The 18,047-nt window shown below is 73.9% G+C and carries 18 protein-coding genes; 3 read left to right on the top strand and 15 right to left on the bottom strand.

Annotation, left to right across the window (positions count from 1 at the left end; genetic code table 11):
* Positions 1-13 precede the first annotated feature (13 nt).
* The 6 genes from FHX40_RS22210 to FHX40_RS22185 all read right to left on the bottom strand — a co-directional run bounded on the left by FHX40_RS22210 (position 14) and on the right by FHX40_RS22185 (position 5,198).
* Positions 14-796 (bottom strand): SDR family oxidoreductase, encoded by a 783-nt coding sequence (locus FHX40_RS22210; protein WP_142261412.1) that lies wholly within the window; start codon positions 794-796, stop codon positions 14-16.
* Positions 793-2,166, bottom strand: a complete 1,374-nt coding sequence (locus FHX40_RS22205; RefSeq protein ID WP_142261411.1) for an FAD-dependent oxidoreductase — start codon at positions 2,164-2,166, stop codon at positions 793-795. Before FHX40_RS22205 ends, FHX40_RS22210 begins: the two co-directional genes overlap by 4 nt.
* Complete coding sequence (locus FHX40_RS22200; protein ID WP_142261410.1) at positions 2,159-3,061, bottom strand: isocitrate lyase/PEP mutase family protein; 903 nt, start codon at positions 3,059-3,061, stop codon at positions 2,159-2,161. Before FHX40_RS22200 ends, FHX40_RS22205 begins: the two co-directional genes overlap by 8 nt.
* A gap of 124 nt (positions 3,062-3,185) precedes the next feature.
* Entirely contained in the window at positions 3,186-3,716 is a 531-nt protein-coding gene (locus tag FHX40_RS22195; protein ID WP_211350359.1) for a flavin reductase family protein, read from the bottom strand.
* Between the two features lie 466 nt (positions 3,717-4,182).
* Positions 4,183-4,740, bottom strand: coding sequence for a PIN domain-containing protein (locus FHX40_RS22190; RefSeq protein WP_142261409.1), 558 nt, complete (start codon positions 4,738-4,740; stop codon positions 4,183-4,185).
* Between the two features lie 2 nt (positions 4,741-4,742).
* Positions 4,743-5,198 (bottom strand): excisionase family DNA-binding protein, encoded by a 456-nt coding sequence (locus FHX40_RS22185; RefSeq protein ID WP_142261408.1) that lies wholly within the window; start codon positions 5,196-5,198, stop codon positions 4,743-4,745.
* A gap of 341 nt (positions 5,199-5,539) precedes the next feature.
* Here FHX40_RS22185 and FHX40_RS22180 point away from each other — a divergent pair, with 341 nt between their 5' ends.
* On the top strand, positions 5,540-6,295 hold the full coding sequence (locus FHX40_RS22180; protein WP_142261407.1) for a hypothetical protein: 756 nt from the start codon (positions 5,540-5,542) through the stop codon (positions 6,293-6,295).
* 7 nt (positions 6,296-6,302) lie between these two features.
* Here FHX40_RS22180 and FHX40_RS22175 read toward each other — a convergent pair whose 3' ends face one another.
* The 6 genes from FHX40_RS22175 to FHX40_RS22150 all read right to left on the bottom strand — a co-directional run bounded on the left by FHX40_RS22175 (position 6,303) and on the right by FHX40_RS22150 (position 11,938).
* Positions 6,303-6,932, bottom strand: a complete 630-nt coding sequence (locus FHX40_RS22175) for a response regulator transcription factor (RefSeq protein ID WP_142261406.1) — start codon at positions 6,930-6,932, stop codon at positions 6,303-6,305.
* On the bottom strand, positions 6,929-7,615 hold the full coding sequence (locus FHX40_RS22170) for a sensor histidine kinase (protein WP_142261405.1): 687 nt from the start codon (positions 7,613-7,615) through the stop codon (positions 6,929-6,931). Before FHX40_RS22170 ends, FHX40_RS22175 begins: the two co-directional genes overlap by 4 nt.
* Positions 7,552-8,376 (bottom strand): hypothetical protein, encoded by an 825-nt coding sequence (locus FHX40_RS22165; RefSeq protein ID WP_142261404.1) that lies wholly within the window; start codon positions 8,374-8,376, stop codon positions 7,552-7,554. The genes FHX40_RS22170 and FHX40_RS22165 overlap by 64 nt, the downstream gene beginning before the upstream one ends.
* Positions 8,377-8,840: 464 nt before the next feature.
* The gene (locus FHX40_RS22160) at positions 8,841-9,791 is read right to left on the bottom strand and encodes an ABC transporter permease (RefSeq protein ID WP_142261403.1); all 951 of its coding nucleotides are present in this window, start codon (positions 9,789-9,791) and stop codon (positions 8,841-8,843) included.
* Positions 9,775-10,776 carry an ABC transporter ATP-binding protein gene (locus FHX40_RS22155; RefSeq protein WP_142261402.1) on the bottom strand — a complete coding sequence of 334 codons (1,002 nt, stop codon included), beginning with the start codon at positions 10,774-10,776 and terminating at the stop codon, positions 9,775-9,777. The genes FHX40_RS22160 and FHX40_RS22155 overlap by 17 nt, the downstream gene beginning before the upstream one ends.
* A gap of 16 nt (positions 10,777-10,792) precedes the next feature.
* The gene (locus tag FHX40_RS22150; RefSeq protein WP_142261401.1) at positions 10,793-11,938 is read right to left on the bottom strand and encodes a COG1470 family protein; all 1,146 of its coding nucleotides are present in this window, start codon (positions 11,936-11,938) and stop codon (positions 10,793-10,795) included.
* Positions 11,939-12,110: 172 nt separating this feature from the next.
* Between FHX40_RS22150 and FHX40_RS22145 the strand changes: the two genes are divergently transcribed.
* Both FHX40_RS22145 and FHX40_RS22140 read left to right on the top strand, forming a co-directional pair.
* On the top strand, positions 12,111-12,425 hold the full coding sequence (locus tag FHX40_RS22145) for a MerR family transcriptional regulator (protein ID WP_142261400.1): 315 nt from the start codon (positions 12,111-12,113) through the stop codon (positions 12,423-12,425).
* A 263-nt stretch (positions 12,426-12,688) separates the two neighbouring features.
* The gene (locus FHX40_RS22140; protein ID WP_142261399.1) at positions 12,689-13,477 is read left to right on the top strand and encodes a helix-turn-helix transcriptional regulator; all 789 of its coding nucleotides are present in this window, start codon (positions 12,689-12,691) and stop codon (positions 13,475-13,477) included.
* On the opposite strand, the gene FHX40_RS22135 is transcribed toward FHX40_RS22140, so the two are convergent.
* The 3 genes from FHX40_RS22135 to FHX40_RS22125 are packed head-to-tail and all read right to left on the bottom strand — an operon-like array spanning position 13,464 to position 18,033.
* A complete protein-coding gene (locus FHX40_RS22135; RefSeq protein WP_142261398.1) occupies positions 13,464-16,028 on the bottom strand; it encodes a multicopper oxidase domain-containing protein in 2,565 nt (854 codons plus the stop codon). The two genes, FHX40_RS22140 and FHX40_RS22135, sit on opposite strands and share 14 nt — an antisense overlap.
* The gene (locus tag FHX40_RS22130; protein ID WP_211350357.1) at positions 16,025-17,296 is read right to left on the bottom strand and encodes a hypothetical protein; all 1,272 of its coding nucleotides are present in this window, start codon (positions 17,294-17,296) and stop codon (positions 16,025-16,027) included. Before FHX40_RS22130 ends, FHX40_RS22135 begins: the two co-directional genes overlap by 4 nt.
* Positions 17,293-18,033 (bottom strand): helix-turn-helix transcriptional regulator, encoded by a 741-nt coding sequence (locus FHX40_RS22125; protein ID WP_229788490.1) that lies wholly within the window; start codon positions 18,031-18,033, stop codon positions 17,293-17,295. The genes FHX40_RS22130 and FHX40_RS22125 overlap by 4 nt, the downstream gene beginning before the upstream one ends.
* Positions 18,034-18,047: the final 14 nt, after the last annotated feature.

The following is an 18,047-nucleotide window of genomic DNA, read 5'->3' as shown; positions in this document are numbered from 1 at the left end:
TCCTTTGCGGGGTTCACCAGGCGGACCAGCCGCCGTCGACGTACACGATCTGGCCGGTCATGTAGCGGCCCGCGTCCGAGGCGAGCAGCAGCAGCGGCCCCTCCAGGTCGGTCTCCGGGTCGCCGAGCCGGCCGAGCATGGTGCGCTCGGCGAACCAGCGCAGCCGGTCCGGGTCGTCGGCGAGCGGGGCGGTCATCCGGGTCGGGTAGAACACCGCCGGTGCCAGGCAGTTCACGGTGACCCCGTACGGCCCGAACTCGGCGGCCATCGAGCGGGTGAGGTTGGCGATCCCGGCCTTGGCGGCGTAGTACGCCGACTCGGGGATCGGGCCGACCCGCTCGGCGTACACGGTGGAGAAGTTGACGATCGCGCCGCGCCGCCGCCGCGTCATGATCCGGCCCGCGGCCCGGTTGAGCAGCCAGGTGCCGGTGAGGTTCACCTCCAGCACCCGCCGCCACTCGTCGAGCGAGGTCTGGTCCACCTCGCGGCGCAGCATCATCCCGGCCGCGTTCACCAGGATGTCGAGCCGCCCGTCCGGGTCGGCGGCGTGCGCCACGGCCGCCTCGGCCTGGTCCTCCCGGGTGACGTCGCAGCGCAGCGCCCGGGCGCGGCGGCCGAGCGCGAGCAGCCTGCCGAGGGTGGCGTCGAGGTCGGCGCCGCGCGACGGCAGGTCGGCGACGACCACCTCGGCGCCGCGGCGGGCGAGGGCGAGCGCGGCCTGCGCGCCGAGGCCGCCCTCGGCGGCGCCGACCACGAGGGCGCGCCGCCCGGTCAGGTCGAACACGTCCGTGCTCACCGATCCGCCTCCCTGGTCGCGGTGATCCCGGCGATCCGGCCGAAGACCGCGGACTTGCCGAGCGAGGTGCCGGTCACGTAGCCCGCGCCGTGGAAGCCGCCGGTCACCTCGCCCGCGGCGTACAGGCCGGCGATCGGCTCGCCGTACACGTCGAGCACCCGGGCCTCGGCGTCGACGGTGATGCCGCCGTAGGTGGCGAGCAGCACGGCGGTGCAGGGGTAGCCGTAGAACGGCGGGGTGGCGATCGGCCGGGGCTTGCCGACCCCGCCGGAGAGGGTGCGGCGGCCGAACCGGTCCGGTTCGCCGGCGGCGATCCGGGCGTTGTAGTCGTCGACCGTGGCCTGCAGCCGGTCGCCGGGGATGCCGAGCAGGTCGGCCAGCTCGGCGAGGGTGCCGGCCTGCTGGAACTGCCCGGCGCGCAGCCGCGGCTCGAAGTCGTAGATCGGCACGTTCGGGTTGGCGTCGGCGAGCACCGGCGCGTCGAAGATCTGGAACGCGATGCCCTCGGGCTGGGCGAGGCAGGCGTCGCCGATCTCCTTGTACGGCAGCGACTCGTCGGTGAACCGCTCGCCGTGGCCGTTGACCGCGATCGCCCCCTTGTAGACCGCGAGCAGGCCGTGGCCCTCCTCGGCGGGGTTCGGCCAGGGGAACACGCCGAAGGTCGCCTTGACGTACGGCAGGTCCGCGAGCCCGGCCCCGAGCTTGCAGGCCATGCGCAGCCCGTCGCCGGTGTTGCCGGAGCCGCCCGCCTTGATCGCCTGCTCCATGCGCGGGGCGAACCGGGAGATCAGCTCGGGGCTGCGGGAGAAGCCGCCGGTGGCGAGCACCACCGCGCCCGCCGCGATGCGGTGCTCGGTCCCGTCCCGGTCGGCCGCGACCAGGCCGGTGACCCGGCCGCCGCCGGTCTCCAGGCGGCGCACCGCCCACCGGTAGCGGACCTCGGCCCCGCGGGCGCGGGCGGCGCGCAGCAGCGCCTCGACCATCGCGGCGGTGTCGGCCGGGTGGGAGCGCGGCACCGACTGGCCGGAGCCGGGCAGCGGCGGGCCGAAGGTAACGCCGTGGCCGCGCAGCCAGCGGTAGGTGGCGAGCTGCTCGCGGCAGTAGGCGTCGACGAGGGTCACGTCGTTGCGGTGCCCGCCGACCTCGAGCAGGTCCGTGCGGAGCAGCTCGACGCTGTCGGACACCCCGGCGGCGGCCTGCTCGTCGGTGCCCGCGTACGCGTTGAGCCCGGAGGAGAGCACGGTGCTGCCGCCGGGGGTGGGGTTCTTCTCCAGCAGCAACACCGCGGCGCCCTGCTCGGCCGCGGCCGCCGCCGCGCTCGCCCCGGCGAGCCCGGCCCCGGCCACCACCACGTCGAACCGCTCAGCCATCGGCGTACCTCTGCTCGACCTCGGTGTAGGCGGCGAGCCCGAACAGGGTCTGCCGGTCGGCCCACGGCAGCAGGTGCGGGGTGCGGCTGCGGGTCTCCCCGGCCGCCTTGAGGTGGGCGAGGGCCTGGCGGCCGGCGTGCAGCATGCTGCGCATCAGGTAGTTGGCGAACAGCGCGATCGAGAAGCCGAGTTCGGCCAGCTCGGCGACGCTCAGCTCGGGGGTCTTGCCGCCCTCGACGATGTTGGCGAGCAGCGGGGTCCCGGCGAGTTCGCGGCCGATCGTCCGCATCTCCTCGACGGTGCGCGGCGCCTCCACGAACAGCACGTCCGCCCCGGCCTCGGCGTACAGCCTCGCGCGGCGGATCGCCTCGTCGAGGCCGTACGCGCTGCGCGCGTCGGTGCGGGCGACGAGCACGAGGCCGGAGTCGCCGCGGGCGTCCACGGCCGCGCGGATCTTGGCGACCATCTCCTCGGCCGGGATGAGCCGGTGGTCGTCGAAGTGGCCGCAGCGCTTGTCGAGCACCTGGTCCTCGAGCTGGACCGCGGCGGCCCCGGCCTGTTCGAGCAGGCGCACGGTGCGCATCACCGCGAGCGGCCCGCCGTACCCGGTGTCGGCGTCGACGATCAGCGGCAGGTCGGTGGCGGAGGCGAGCCGCTGTACGTGGTCGGCGACCTCGCGCTGCGAGATGAGCCCGATGTCGGGCAGCCCGTACTGGGCGTTGGCGAGCCCGGCGCCGGTGAGGTAGGCGACGCGGAAGCCCGCCTCCTCGACGAGGCGGAGCCCGGCCGCGTCGGTGACGCCGGGGGCGATCAGCGTCTCGCCGGTGGCGAGCAGGCGGCGCAGCTCGGCGCGGCGTTCCGCGGGGCTGCGGCCGGGCAGGACGGCGTGGGTCACGGGCGTACCTCCGGGGCGTCGGCACCGGTACGGCCTGCGGCGGCGGCCGAGGCGTCGGCGATCGGCATGGTCAACCTTTCAATTCCTGTAGCGACTGCTACAGGCTGGTGAGTGGCGGGCAAGGTCAGGAGGCGACCGGCTCCCGCAGGCCGCCGTAGCCGCCGCGGTAGAAGATGAGCGGCCCGGTCGCCTTCTTCACGCCGAGGTCCACCACCCGGCCCAGCGCGAGGTAGTGGTCGCCGGTCTCCAGCACCGCGTCCAGGCGGCAGTCGATCCAGGCGGTGGCGTCGTCGAGGATCGGCGATCCGGTCTCGCCCGGCTCCCAGCCGAGCGAGGCGAACTTGTCCGCGCCCCGGGTGGCGAACCGCCGGCACAGCTCCTCGTGCTCCTCGCCGAGCACGTTCACGCAGAACGCGCCCGCGGCGCGGATCCGCGGCCAGGTGGTGGACCCGGAGTCGGGGAAGAACCCGACCAGCGCGGGGCGCAACGAGACCGAGGTGAACGAGCCGACGGCCATGCCGACCGGCTCGCCGTCGTGCATCGCGGTGACCGCCACCACCCCGGTCGGGTAGTGGCTGAGCACCCGCCGCATGGTGGCGGGGTCCACCTCGCCGCGGTACGGCGTGCCGCTGCAGTGCATCGGGGACACGGACATCGGCACTCTCCTTTCTCCTGCTCGTGGGCGGTACGGCCCGGCCCCGGCCGTGGGGTCCGGCGTCCGCCGCGGCCGCTCGCGACCCGAGCGGCCGGTGCCGTGCGGCGGGGCCGTTCGCCCGCCGTCGCCGGTCATCGGCCGTCCCCCCGGGTCCGCGTCGGCCCTGGCTCTGTAGTGGGCACTACAGGCCGTGGTGGCTGGAAACCTAAGCCGGGCCGATCGGCGAGGCAAGGATCGTGTTCCGCAGAGCGGGCACCCAATCGGCGAGCGGCCCCCGTCCCGGCCGCCGCGGCCGTGCCGTACCGGTGGCGACGGGGGCACAAAGAGTCGGGGCACAAAGAAACGCCCCCGGTGAGATCACCGGGAGCGGGCGGAATCGGGATCCGCGCGTGGTGCGCCATCATCGCCTCAGTGGCGCACCGACACGTTGGGCGGGTGAGGCGTCGGCGTAGACGACTGCGTGGCCCTATTGGCCGGCCCGGAGGGCGGCGACCGATTCGACGAGTCCCGCTCTCTCTAGAGCGTCGAGAACGTCATCGACGCTTTCCGGTGGATTGGTCCTTGAATCGGCAATTTGCTGGACACACGCCCAGACCACGCGCCCATCCAGATGGATCAGATCCAATATGAAGTCATCGGGTGACTTGGCCTCAATATCCCAATCGGCGAGAGCCTCTGCCGGGAAGTCGCGAAGGTTGGACGTGACGATGACCCGAGCCTTCGCCTTGATCGCAGCGGCGAGCACGTGCCGGTCCTCGGGGTCGGGCAGTTTCAGCCCTTCAATCAGCGGCTCGTGTCCCTCGACCAGGCAGTCACGGACGGCCGAGTTCATGAGAAGTCGTAGTTTGCGCAGCTTCTCCTCTGGGATGTCGGGACGATTGGCCGCAAGGTTGCGCTGCAGTTCGTCGAGGATGGTATTAGTCCACTTTGCCTGGATTCGCCCTGTCTGGGTGAGGCGGATCAGCAGGTCGCGAAGCGTGTTCCCATAGAGCACGTTCGCGTCGTACACCACCACCAGGCTCATGCTCAGATACCCAACTCCTGGCCAAGTTCGGCAAGCTGGTCGGCGGCCGCGCGACGACGCGCGTCGTCACGGCGCTTGTACTCCTGGAGATCTTCGTACGTGATGCGCCGGTGCTTGCCGACCAGGCGATACGGAATTTCGCCCGCCTCCAGGAGTTTGATCAGATAAGGACGGGAGACGTTTAGCATGTCCGCGGCCTGCTGCGTCGTCAGCTCGGCATGCGACGGTATGACCGTGACCCCCCGGCCTTCGGCCGCCTGCGCGAGGATGAACGCGAGCAGGCTCACCGCTTCACGAGGCAGGATCAGTGGGTCCTCGGCCCCATGCTCGTCGGCCACCTCGATGGTCAGCCGCTCCGGATGCCGCATGAGGTAGTCCTTGATCCTGCGAACGGCGCGACTCGCCACCTCGGCATCGATGGATCCGGGTTGAAGCCGCTTGGCCTGGACATCCGTCATGACACCGACCTCCTAGTCGAATTATCCGTAACAAACGAAACAAACGCAATGAGTGCGGGGTGTCGAGCCAGTGCCAGTGGTCTTCGAGGGTACGACCGCGGGCGGCAAGAGAACGGCTGAGGAGCCGCGCCGTCGGCGTCGGCGGCGGTTCGCGGGCGTGGCCCGGAGCCGCAGCGCGGCCATGAGGCCGATCGCGTTCTCGGCGGCGGTGGGAGGGCGTGGCCGAACTCCGGAGCGCGGGCCGAACCGCCGGTGAGCCCGCGAAAATCCCGTCGCCTCCGGGACAATCCCGGGACGCTGTCACAGGTGCGCCGGGACGCCGCCGCGGTTGCATGCGGGCCATGAACGATCAGGCGAACATCACCGCATATCACCACACAGGTCAGGGGGCACCGCCCGGCGCGGCCACCGGCTGGGCCCGGGAGGCGGAGCCGGCGGAGCCCGGCGCGGAGCGGCCCGCGTCCGGCTTCCGGCGGATCGTCGCCGGAGTCGCGTTACTCGCCTGGCCGGTGCTGGAGTTCCTGGCCTTCGTCACCTCGCCGCCCGGCGCCACGCACGACCCCGTGATCTTCCGCGAGCAGGACACCAAGGTGCAGCTCAGCGCCCTGCTCTACCTGTGGGCCACGATGGCGATCATCCCGACCGTGCTCGGCCTGTCGCACCTGCTGCGCTCGCGGCTGCCGCGCCTGTCGGAGATCGGCGCGGCGATCGGCCTGCTGGGCGCGGCGCACGCGCTGACCCTGTTCACGACCGACTTCTACGACCTCGCCCTCGCGCACGAGCTCGCGCCCGCGCAGGCCGAGCAGGTCACCGCCCGCGCGAACGACCTGTGGGGTTTCGTGTACGGGATGCTGCTCCCCGGCTTCCTCACGCACGTCGGCCTCTACATCCTGCTGATCGGGGCGGCCGTGGCGCGCGTCCTGCCGTGGTGGGCGGTGCCGGTCGCGCTCGCCGGCACGATCGTGCCGTTCCTGACCGTGGAGCTGTCGCCGCTGGTGCAGGCGATCGGCGCGCTGCCGCACATCCTCGTCTACGGCATGCTGGGGCTGCGCGTGCTGCGCATGTCGAACGACGAGTGGCGCTACGTGGCCGAGTGACGGCCGGTCACAGGCCCGCCTCGCGGGCGAGCGCGATCGCCTCCGCACGGTCGGCGACCCGCAGCTTGCCCAGGATCAGGGAGACGTGGTTGCGCACGGTCTTCTGGCTCAGCCCCAGCCGGTCGGCGATCTGCTGGTTGCTGAGGCGGGCGGCCATCAGCGTGAGGATCTCCCGCTCCCGGGGCGTCAGCTCGGGGAAGGGCGGCGCGGCCCGCTCGGGGGCGGCGAAGTGGGCGGCGAGCCGTGCCGCGACCGCCGCGCCGAAGATCGCCTCGCCGTCCGCGACGGCCTGCACCGCCCGCACGATCTCGGCCTTCCGCGCGCCCTTGACGAGGTAGCCGCGGGCGCCCGCGCGGATCGCGGCGGCCACCGAGGCGTCGTCGCCCGCCATGGTGAGTGCGATCACCCGCACGTGCGGATGGTCGCGGACGATGCGCTCGATCGCCGCGACGCCGCCCATGCCGGGCATGGCGAGGTCCATCAGCACCACATCGGGCTGCACCGACGTGACGAGCGCGACGGCCTGCTCGCCGGTCGCCGCCTCCGCCGTGATCTCCATCCCCTCGGCGGTGGCGAGCAGGGCGCGCAGCCCGGCACGGAAGCCCGCGTGGTCGTCGGCCACCATGATCCGGATCATCGGGCTCCCTCCGTCGCGGGCAGCGTGGCCCGGACCAGGGTGCCCCCGCGGGGGCGGGGCACCACGACGCAGACGCCGCCGAGCTCGGCGGCACGTTCCCGCATCGCGGTGAGGCCGACGCCGCCGGGCCGTACCGGGCCGATGCCGCGGCCGTCGTCGGCCACCTCCAGGTGCAGCATGCCCGCCGCCACCTCCAACGTGATCCACATCCGGCTCGCCGCGGCGTGCCGGCGCGCATTGGCCAGGGCCTCGGCCGCGATCCGGTACGCGGCGGTCTCGGTGGCGGCGGGCAGCGGCGGCGGTTCCTCCGGCGCGCGCACCAGCACCGCGGGCCCGTCCGCCGCGGGCCGCCCGTCGCCGCCGCCGGCGAGCGCCCGCAGCGCGCCGACGAGGCCGAGGCTGTCGAGGACGGGCGGGCGCAGGTCGTCGACGAGCCCGCGGATGTCGGTGACGGCGGCCTGCGCGTCCGCGACGATCTCGTCGAGCAGCCGTTTCGCGGCCTCGTCGCGGACGAGTTCCTGCACCGCCTCCGCCCGCATGCTGAGCGCGGCGAGCGCCGGGCCGAGTCCATCGTGCAGGTCCCGCCGGAGCCGCCGCCGCTCCTCCTCCCGGGCCGACATCACCTGCTGCAGGGAACGCTCGCGCAGCACGGTCGCGCCGAGCGCCACGGGCACCAGTGCCATGCCGACGGCCCCGGCGAACTCCCACACATGGCTGCCGCGCGGCCACACCGACCCGGGATCGCCGTCGGCCAGCCCGGCGGCGAGCCGCCCGGCCACGATGGCGGCGTCGAGCGCCGCGACGTAGGCGAGCCACCGCAGCCCGCGCCGCTCGGCGGCGTCGCCCGTACGGCCCGCACCACCAGCGGTATGGCGCCGCCCGCGAACACGACCCCCAGCAGCGCCGTGAACGCCGCCTCGGCCACGGCCGCCGCCCCGGCCAGCGCGGGCACCCCGAGCGGATTGACCACCCCCGCGCCGACCTGTGTGTTCACCCCCGGGCGCAGCGAGCCCAGCATCGCGGTCACCCCCGCCGCGGCGACGACGGCGATCACCACCGGCCGCCACCGCCGCGACGGCGCCCGGCCGTCCGGCAGCAGCGGCGGGATCAGCGCGAACGCCGTGTTGGCCGGCACCCACAGCCAGGTCTGCGGCCACGCCAGGACGGTCCCGAGCGCGGTGCCCGGCCGGTACAACGCGTACTCGCCGCAGGCCTCCATCAGCGCGAACGAGAACCCGCCGAGCGCGAGCAGCCGCCCGACCGCGTTGCCCGGCCTGCCCGTCTCGATGACCGCCGCGACCACCGCGCAGACGGCCACGAACGGCAGGTGCCCGAGCGCCCGCGCGTCCGTGCCGTTGCCCAGGGCGAGCACCGCCCCCACGGCGACCAGTGACAGGCTGACGACGCACACCGGCCACGCCACCCGCCCGCCGACCCGCACCATCCCACCCCGCTCGCTCGCGCCCGAGATTCGTGACGAAGGCGACATTAGCGCCAATACATGTGTGAGGTATGCCGCCGTGTTTCCGTTACGGCGTCTCCGTTACGGCACAGCCGCCTTGGCAGGCCCGCGCCGCACGGGGTTCGCCCAGGTGCCGCCCGTTTCGCTTCCGCCCTGCCGCGGCACGTCAGACGGCATACCGGGGCCGCTGATCGTTTCGGCCCGCGTATGGCCGGGCGTGCGCGGGCGGACGACGTCCCTCCGGACGACGATGGCGCGGGCGCCGTGGTGGCTTCGGCGGGGTGCGTCGTGATCGTGTGGCGCCGATAACCGGCGAGGCGGGTGTGGGTGAAAGAGGTGGCCGAGGCACCGGGCCGTTGGGCGTCGGGAGTGGGGGTGCGGGCGGCCGGTGCCTCGGCCGGGCTTCGGGTTCGTCGTCGCCCGGCCCGTATGTCAGACACGGAATGTCAGACGCGGACCTCCTGGCGGAGGAAGGCGACGTAGGCGATCGCGAACATCACCGCGCAGAGGGCGACGAGGGCGGTGAGCTGGGGCCAGACGAGGAGGAGGCTCTGGCCGATCGGGAGGCGGCTGGGCACGGCGCGGTAGGCCTGCTCGGGCAGGATCACGCCGAGGGTGCGCAGCTCGGGGGTGAGCAGGGCCGCGGTGACCTCCTCGTAGAGGAAGGCGGGGGAGAGGCGGCCGAGGGCCTGCTGCATCTCGGCGTTGGCGATCGTGCCGGGGGTGGTGAACACGCTCGCGACCATCTGCACGATGAGGCCCGCGAGCAGGGAGAACACCAGCCAGGCGCCGATCGCGGTGAGCGCCGCGGTGGCGGCCCGGTGCAGCAGGATCGACAGCATCAGGGCGAAGGCGAGCCACACCCCGATGTAGACGCACGACACCACCAGGTACACGATCAGCCGCGCCACCTGGTCCGGCGACGGCACGATGCCGAGCCGGACGATGCCGATCGCGCCGACCAGCACCATGAGCGCGGTGAGCAGCATGCCGATCACCGCGAGGCCGGCGACGAACTTGCCGTTCACCACGTCGTCGCGGTGGATGGGCTGGGCGAGCAGCCGCGGCAGGGTGCGCTGGGACCGCTCCGAGCTCACCGCGTCGAAGCCGAACGCGATGCCGAGCAGCGGCCCGATCAGGGCCACGAAGTTGACGAACGCGAACGGCGTGTTCTCGATCGCGAGCGTGAACAGGTTGAGGAACAGCGAGGGTTCGTCGGTGGCGGCCTGGGCCGCGTCGCGGATCCGGCCGCCGGCCGCGTAGACCGCCGCCACGCCCGTGATGGTGAGCAGCCCGGCCACCACGAGGAGCCGCGCCGAGTTCAGATGGTCGGCGATCTCCTTGCGCGCCACCGTGCGCCACCCCGGCGGGATGGCGACCTCAGTTGACTTGCTCATGGAAGTACCGGTGGTAGATCTCGTCCAGATGACTGCTGCGCTGCCGCAGGTGCAGCAGCGTGTGCCCGGCGCCGACGAGGGTCTCGGCGATCTTCCCTCGTACGTCGGCGGTGCACACCGCCACGATCAGATCGCCCTCGCGGTCCACCTGCTGTACCGAGTCGAGCTTCGCGATGCGCCGGGCCGCCAGGTCGACGTCGTCGGCCACCGCGATCTCGGTGACGGTACGGCCCTGCGCGAGCCGCTGGGACAGCTCCTCGACCGAGCCGACCGCGACCAGCCGCCCGCGCACGAAGATGCCGACCCGGTCGCACACCTCCTGCACCTGGTAGAGCAGGTGGGAGGAGAGCAGCACGGTCATCCCCCGCTCGTCGCGCAGCCGGCGGATGAGGTCGAGCACGAGCTTGACGCCCTCGGGGTCGATGGCGATGGTCGGCTCGTCGAGGATCATCACCTGCGGGTTCTTCACCAGCGCGTCGGCGATGCCGAGCCGCTGCAGCATGCCGCGTGAGTAGCCACCGGTCCGCCGGTCGGCGGCCTCGGTGAGGCCGACCTGCTCGAGCGCGTCGGCGATGCGGTCCTCGGCGTCCTTGATGCCGTTGAGCCGCGCGGTGTAGCGCAGGTTCTCCCGGCCGGTCATCGACGGGTAGAAGCCCACCGAGTCCGGGACGTACCCCACCCGCTGCTTGACCTTGATCGCCTCCTTGGTGGGGTTCATCCCGAGCACGCGCACGGTGCCCGAGGTCGGCTCGATCAGGCCGAGCAGGGTGAGGATCGTCGTGGTCTTGCCCGCGCCGTTCGGCCCGAGCAGCCCGAACACCTCGCCCTTGCGCACCCGCAGGTCGAGCCGGTCGACCGCGGTGACGTCGCCGTACCGCTTGGTCAGCCGGTCGATCTTGATGACGTGCTCGGGAAGGTCGACGACCTCGGTCGCGGTGCCCTTGGTTTCCGTGCCTGTGGAGACGTTGGCGACGCTGTCGTCCATACGCGCCTCGCCCGGGTCAGCGACGTCCGTAGACGCGGAACACCTGCCACAGTCCACCGGCCACGGCTGCGATCAACAGGATGCCGAGCAGGCCCCACCACTGGGAGGTCTCCACGGTGTACCGGATGTCGGCGGAGGAGGTCTGCCCGTCGCTCTCCGCCCGCAGCGTGACCATGTAGTCGCCGGCGACGGCGTCACCCGACGGGGTGATGATCGCGGTGGCCTCGACCTGCTTCTGCGGCTCGATGTTCACGGTCTCCGGCTCGAAGGTGACCTCCCAGCCGGCCGGCGGCGAGCTGCTCAGCTTCACGCCGTTGACCGGGGCCGAACCCTTGTTGGTGATCACGAGCTGGACGCGGGTGCGGTCGCCCGAGGTGCCCGAGGCGTTGAGCCGCTCGTCCTTGGTGGTGAGCTCCACCTCGCCGGTACCGCTGATCTCGGCGGCGAGGTCGATCGCGGCGTTCTGCCCGCCACCGCTCACGCCGAGCCGGATCGGGTACGCGCCGGCGGTGACGTTGTCCGGCGGGTCGGCGGTGACGCTGATCGTCTCGGTGGCGCCGCCGTCCACGGTGACCGTGGTGGCCTGCGACTGCGCGGACGGGTTCGCGGAGACGTTCCAGCCCGCCGGGCCCTGCACCTGGAGCGCGTACGTGGTCTTCTTCGCGGTGCCGTTGCGCAGTGTGACGCTGTAGTTGAAGGTGTCGGTCGGCTTGCCGGTGAGCTTGGCGAACTCGGCCTCAAGCCCGATCGAACCGGAGCCGCCACCGCGCACCGAGAGGGTGAGCGGCAGGCGGGCGCGCCCGCCGGGGCCGGTGGCGGTGACCGTCACCTTGTTCTTGCCCTTCGCGTCCGCGGGCACGTTGACGTCGAGGGTCACGTCGGTGCTGCCCGCGTGCACGCTCGACACGACGAAGCCGCCGCCGCGCAGCGAGGTCCGCCAGCCCTTCGGCGCGTCGACGTCGAGCTCGACCCGCCCGGCCGGGGAGGCCTTGACCTTCAGGTCGAGCGACACCTGGGACCCGGGCTCGACGACGACGGAGGGGTAGGGGGTGGTGAGCGTGATCGAGGCCGTGGTCTGGCCGTATGCGGGCGCGGCTGCGGCGGCGACTCCGAGAACGGCCGCCAAAACGCCCACGAAGAGGGAGCGGATCAGCGACATCATCACAGCCGTCCTGAGGTCGGATGATGGATACTTGTCGTTGAGTTCGCAGGGAACTTATAAGTCCAGATATAAATTCTTTGCAAGATCGTTTCCGAACCGGTTACCCGAAGGTCATCTGAGCGTGACTTGGCGTGGCACGGGAGAGTCAGCTCCCCGGTGAGGAGGAGGTGTGATGCCGGAGCTGCCGTTCGACGACGAGCACGCGCCGCTGTACTCGCTGGGCCAGGTCGCCGAGATGCTGCAGGTACGGCACGCGTACCTACGGCGACTCGACCAGCATCGGATCGTCACGCCACGCCGTTCCGCCGGGGGCCAGCGCCGCTACTCCCGGCACGACATCATGGTCGTCCAGTACGTCACCCGCCTGGCCGGCGAGGGCATGACGCTCGCCTCGATCCGCCGCATCCTCGAGCTGGAGCGGCAGATCGCCGAGGTCAAGGAGGAGCTGCGCCGTACCCGGGCCCGCATCGCCGAGCTGGAGGGGTGACGCCGCACGTCGGGGTGGGCGGGGTACCGGTCACGATCGCGGACGGGCGCGGGAGGCGGGCGCGCCGGCCGTACGGCACGGCCGGTGCCGCCGGTGACCTCCGAGGGCGAACGGAGGCACGCCACCGGGGCGATGACCGGCGGGATCCCGCGGGGCGACAGGAAGTCGATCATCACCGTCGGCCGACGTCACGTCCGGATGATCACGTAAATCAATTACCGTGCTTTTCTTTATTATAAGGGCCTTTAAATAAACTAATGATTATGAGCGAAACCAGGCTCACGGATCCGGGGCCCGTGCCGGGCGGCACCCGCGGCCGGGTGCTCGACGTGCTGCGCGCCACGGACGGCCCGCTCGGCGTGCAGGACGTCGCGGCGGCGCTGCGGCTGCACCCCAACACCGCCCGCTACCACCTCGACGCCCTCGTCGAGCTCGGCCTCGCCACCCGCGAGCCTGGGGAGCGCGGCCATGCCGGTCGCCCGCGCATGGTGTACCGGGCGTCCGGGGAGGCGACCGGCCGGCGCAGCTACCGGCTGCTCGCCGAGATGCTCACCGCCCTCATCGCCACCCGGCTGCCGGACGCCGAGCAGGCCGCGCTGGAGGCCGGGCGCACCTGGGGCCGGTACCTGGGCGAGGCGCCCGCGCCCTGGCAGGACGTCGACGCCGAGGAGGCGGTGCGGCGGCTGGTCGCGGTGCTCACCGACGCGGGCTTCGACCCGGAGGTGGTCACCCCGAACGGGGCTGGGCCGCACGCGGCGGACGCCGCGGCGGCGAAGGACGGCGGCGGGTACGGCGCGGCACCGGGGCCGGAGCCGGGCGGGCCGGTGATCCGGCTGCGGCACTGCCCGTTCCGGGAGGTCGCCGAGCGGCACACCGACGTGGTGTGCGCGCTGCACCTCGGCATGATGCAGGGCGTGCTGGCGGAGACCCGCGCCCCGGTCACGGCCGAGCGCCTGGTGCCGTTCGCCGAGCCCTCGGTCTGCCTCACCCACCTGGCCACGGCGGGCGGCCCGTCGCCGAAGGCCGGACCGGCGGCCACTACCGGGCGGTGACCTGGAAGAAGCCGTGCGCGCCGGACTCGGCGTGGCGCATGTCGTGGTCGACGAACGGGTAGCGGCCGGGCTCGGGGAAGACGGTCTCGACGAAGCCGCCCTGGGCCGGGGCGAGGTCGAGGGCCTGCGCGCCGCCGGGGTCGTCCGGGCGCAGCAGGTAGGCGCCTTCCTTATATACGGTGTCGAACTGCGTGCCGACGATGTGGAACGCGGTGCCGGAGGCCGGGCCCGCGGCGACGACCCAGACGCGGACCCGCTCGCCCGCGCGGGCGGCCAGCGGCGCGTGGTCGTACTGGGCGGCGGCGCCGTTGAACATCCAGCCGTCGGGGCGGCCGTCGCGCATCTTCGCCACCTGGGCCGCATCGCCCGGCGTGCCGAGGTAGAGCTTGCCCTGGACGAGCACGTACTCGCGGTCGGCGCGCGGCAGGTCCGGCGGATCGATGATCACCGCGCCGTACATGCCGTTCGCGATGTGCTGGAGCATCGGCATCGTGGAGCAGTGGTAGAGCCAGGCGCCCGCGCGCTCGGCCCTGAACCGGTAGGTGAGGCGTTCGCCCGGCTCGATGGTGCGCATCGGCCGGTCCGGGGCGAGGGACCCGGCGTGGAAGTCGATGCCGTGGCCGATCGTGCCGTCGTTGACGAACGTGACGGTGAAGACGTCGCCGACCTTGCCGCGCAGCACCGGGCCGGGCACGGTGCCGCCGAAGGTCCACATGCGCTGCCGTACGCCGGGGGCGACCTCGATCTCCTTCTCCACGACGCGGATCTCGACCTTGTGCTCGGTGCCGCCTGGGGCGGGACGCAGCGTCGCGTCGTACGGCTCGAAGCCGGGGCTCATCGGGGCGGCCAGGTTGAGCGGGCCCTGGTGCGTGGCGTGCGCGGTGTGGCCGGGTGCGGGCGCGGGCGTGGCCTGCGCGGCGGTGCCCGTCACGTTGATGCGGAGGGTCATGCCCGCGGCGCGGTGACCGGCGACGGTGCACCAGCCGTCCACCGGGCCGGTCAGCTCGGGCAGGGTGAGCGTGGCCGACTCGCCGGGGCGCAGCATCGGGGTGCGCTCGCCGGTGGAGAGGCGCAGGTCGTGGCGCCGGCCGTCGTTGTTCGTCACCCGGAGCACGAGGCGGGTGCCGGCCGGGGCCTCGATCACGCCGGGGACTACGCGCATGCCGACGAGGGTGACGTCCACGGTTTGCGTGCCGCCGCCGGTCACGGTGCGGGAGTACGGCTCGGCCACGGTGGTCACCGAGGCGGCGACGGCGAGCAGCGTGGCGAGCACGCCGACCGCGATGCCGCCGGTCGCCGGGGTGATCCGCACGTCGCGCGACCGCAGCACGGCGGCGACCGCGAGCGGCACGAACGCGGCGAGCGCGGCCACCGCCACGCCGAGGCCTGCCGTACGGACCGGGCCGGGCAGGGGGAGCACGGCGGCCGCGAGGCCGAGGTTGGTCGCGGCGAGCCGGGCGCGCCAGAACCGCTCGAGCAGCGCGGCGTTGCGCTTGAGCGCGGCCGGGCCGCCGCCGAGCACGACCGGGAGCAGGAAGGTGAGCGCGCCGATGAGCGTCTGGCCGGTGAACCCGGCGAGCACCGGCGGCAGCGCCGCCTCGATCGTCTCGCCGACCCGCTCCGGCGGCCGGGTCGCGACCACGGCGATGTCGGCGGCGACGGCGAGGACGAACCAGGCGGTGCCCGCGGCGAGCAGGAACGCGGCCGCGCCGTGCGGCGGGCGCCGCCGCGCGGTGCGCAGGAACGGCACGAGCGCGAGCGCCGCGGCCGTCGCGTACAGCAACAGGCCCGGCGCGGCGGCCCACCGCGCTCCGGCGAGCAGGCCGCCCACGGCGAGGGCGAGCCCGGGTACGGCGAGCCGTACCGACAGCCGGGCGATCCGGCCTGCCCCGTCGATGACCTGGGTGCGCAGCACGGTCGGCCAGAGCGTGAACAGCGTGCCGAGCACGGCGAGCCCCACCCAGCCGAGCAGGTTGACGTGCGCGTGCGCGGCGACCAGGCGCTCCTCGGCCGCCCCGGTCACGACCCCGGCGAGCATGATCCCGCCGAGCACGCCCCCGGTGGCCAGCGCCGCTCCGGCCCAGACGTACCAGGTCACCACGTGCGAGAACCGGCCCGCGAGCGCGCCCCGGGCCCGGACCGCGAGCACGGCCACGTGCGCGGCGACCACCGCGACGACCACGGCCGCCCCGGCCACCCCGACGGCGACCGGGCCGGCCGACGCGCCGGTGAGCACGGCCACGACACCGGCGTTGAGCGCGACCAGCCGCCCGGCCCGCCACCGGGCGGGCGGGTCGGCGAGCCGCAGCAGGGTGACCGCGAAGTGCTCGCTCCAGGTCACGATCGCGTTGCTGACCGCGCCGAGCAGGAACAGGTGCAGCGCCGACCAGCGCGGCGCGGGCAGCACGCCCTGCGCGGCCACGGCGACCGCGGCGAGCGCGAGCCAGACCAGCACCACCGCGTTCGCGATCGCGTGCCACCGCGCCCGCCCCGGACGCGGCCGGGGCGTCCCGGGGCGGCGGCGCTCGACGCGGATGCCCACCGAGGTCATGACGGCTCCCTCGGAACGTCCCCCGGAACACGCCTGCGGGCGCGCAGCGCGGCGGCCACCGCGCAGCAGGCGAAGCCCGCCAGCGCCACCTCGCCGAGCACCCCGCCGATCGTGCGCGCCGGGCCGATCCCGGCGAGGTCACCGGCCACCCGGGCGGCCAGGGCGAGGTGGAGCAGCGCGAGCGGGCCGTACATCGCCGGGCCGTACGGCAGGCGCACCCGCAGCACCGCGGGGAGGATCACCGGCGCGTGCCCGAACACCATCGACATCACGAAGCCGAGGAACACCGCGTGCAGCGCCGCGTCGTACAGCTCGCCGTCGGGCCGCCCGGCGACCGCCCAGAGCAGCCCGCCCACGGCGAGCCAGGCGTAGCCGCCGAGCAGGCATACCGCGGTGAACCGGGTCAGCCCGGCCCCGCGCACGGTACGGCGGGCCACGTCGAACGCGGCCAGCCACCCGGCCAGCGCGAGCATGCCCACCCCGGCCACCCGCCACCCGGCGTCCGGCAGCGGAACCGAGATGAGCACGCCCGCGACCAGCAGGCCCGCCGTGGCGATGAGGCCGTCGGCCGCACGTCGCCGCAGGAACGCCACGTGCGCGAGTTCCAGCCGCTCCCCGGCGATCGTGAGGACGAGGAAGGCCGCCGGCCAGGGCACCAGGTCGGCGACCGGGTACCCGCGGAGCCACAGCAGGCCACCGCCGTACCAGGCGAGGGCCCCGGTCAGCTGCACGCCGACCGCGCGGCCGGGCCGCCGCTCCAGCACGACGACGACATAACAGGCGACGAGCCAGCCCGCCGCCGCGGTGAGCGCCACCCGCCCGGCCTCGGCGAGGCCCGCGGCCAGCGCGACCGCGCCGAGGCCGCCGAGCGCGGGTGCCGCGTACGCCCAGCGGCGGCGCAGCGCCACCGCCCGCTCCAGGGCGATCAGGGTGCCGAGGAAGCCCAGCGCCATGAGCGGCCCGTGCTCGGCCGCGAACGCCTCCTGCGGCACCGGCGCAACCTCGAGCCGCGCCAGCCCGCCCCACAGCCCGGCGACCAGCGCGACGGCGGCCCCGGCGAGCAGCGGCAGCCGCGCCACGGCGGGCCGGTACGGCGGGCGCGCCGGCCGTGCGGCGGTCGCGGCGGCGGGCACCCCGGCCGTGCCGGCCGCCGCCATCGGTGCTGAGGCGGCCTCGGTCGCCGCCGTGGGCACGGCGTCGGCCGGTGGCCCGGCGGGGGTCGCGCGGCCCGTGCCGGGCGGGGGCGCGGGAGGCGGCGGGTGGTTCATCTCGGTGGCGGTGGTCCTTCGTCGGCGGGACGGTCGGTGGGACGGAGCGTGGCGACGCACACGCCCGGGCGGGCGAACGGGCGCAGCGACGCGGCGGTGACCGAGGCGCCGAGCTCCTGCAGCGCCCCCTGCATGAGGCCGAGGTGCACGCCGCACACCACGTCCGCGTTGGTCCGGGCGAGCTCGCGGAACGGGCAGTGGCGCAGCTCGATGTGGCTGCCGTCGGGGGCGGGGCGCGGGTCGAAGCCCGCGTCGCGGAGCAGGTCGGCCACCCGGCGCGTGGCCTCGGCCGCGTCGACCGGGCGGCCGTTGCGTGCCTGGGCACCGGCGATGCGGGTGCCGTGCACGCGGCCCGCGGCGATCGCCGCGGACGCCGGGCTGGACAACGTGTCGCCCGACCGGGAGTCCCTGACGCCGGTGAGGTAGCCGACCAGCACCTCGGCGAGCAGCCGGTAGTTGCGGCGGTCGTCCTCGTCGTGCCGCTGCGTGGCCGCGTACAGCAGGCGGGGGCGGCCCGGCCGGTCGCGGTCCTCGGTCCTACCGGTGGCGTAGCCGTACTCGGCGAGCAGGGCGAGGTGTGCCCGCACGGTGTTCGGGTGCAGGCCGACCTCGGCGGCGATCTCCGGGATCGACAGCGGACGGCCCGCCCGGCGGAGGGTCTCCAGGACGGCGACCCGGCTCACGTCCGCCAGCACTCGGTGTGCGCGCGGGTCGATTCGCGCGTCGTGCTCGGTCACACCTTGATTTTGCA

The organism is Thermopolyspora flexuosa, assembly GCF_006716785.1.
GTDB lineage: Bacteria > Actinomycetota > Actinomycetes > Streptosporangiales > Streptosporangiaceae > Thermopolyspora > Thermopolyspora flexuosa.
The sequence above is the reverse complement of the archived record's forward strand: the minus strand, read 5'-3'. Positions and strand labels throughout refer to the sequence as shown.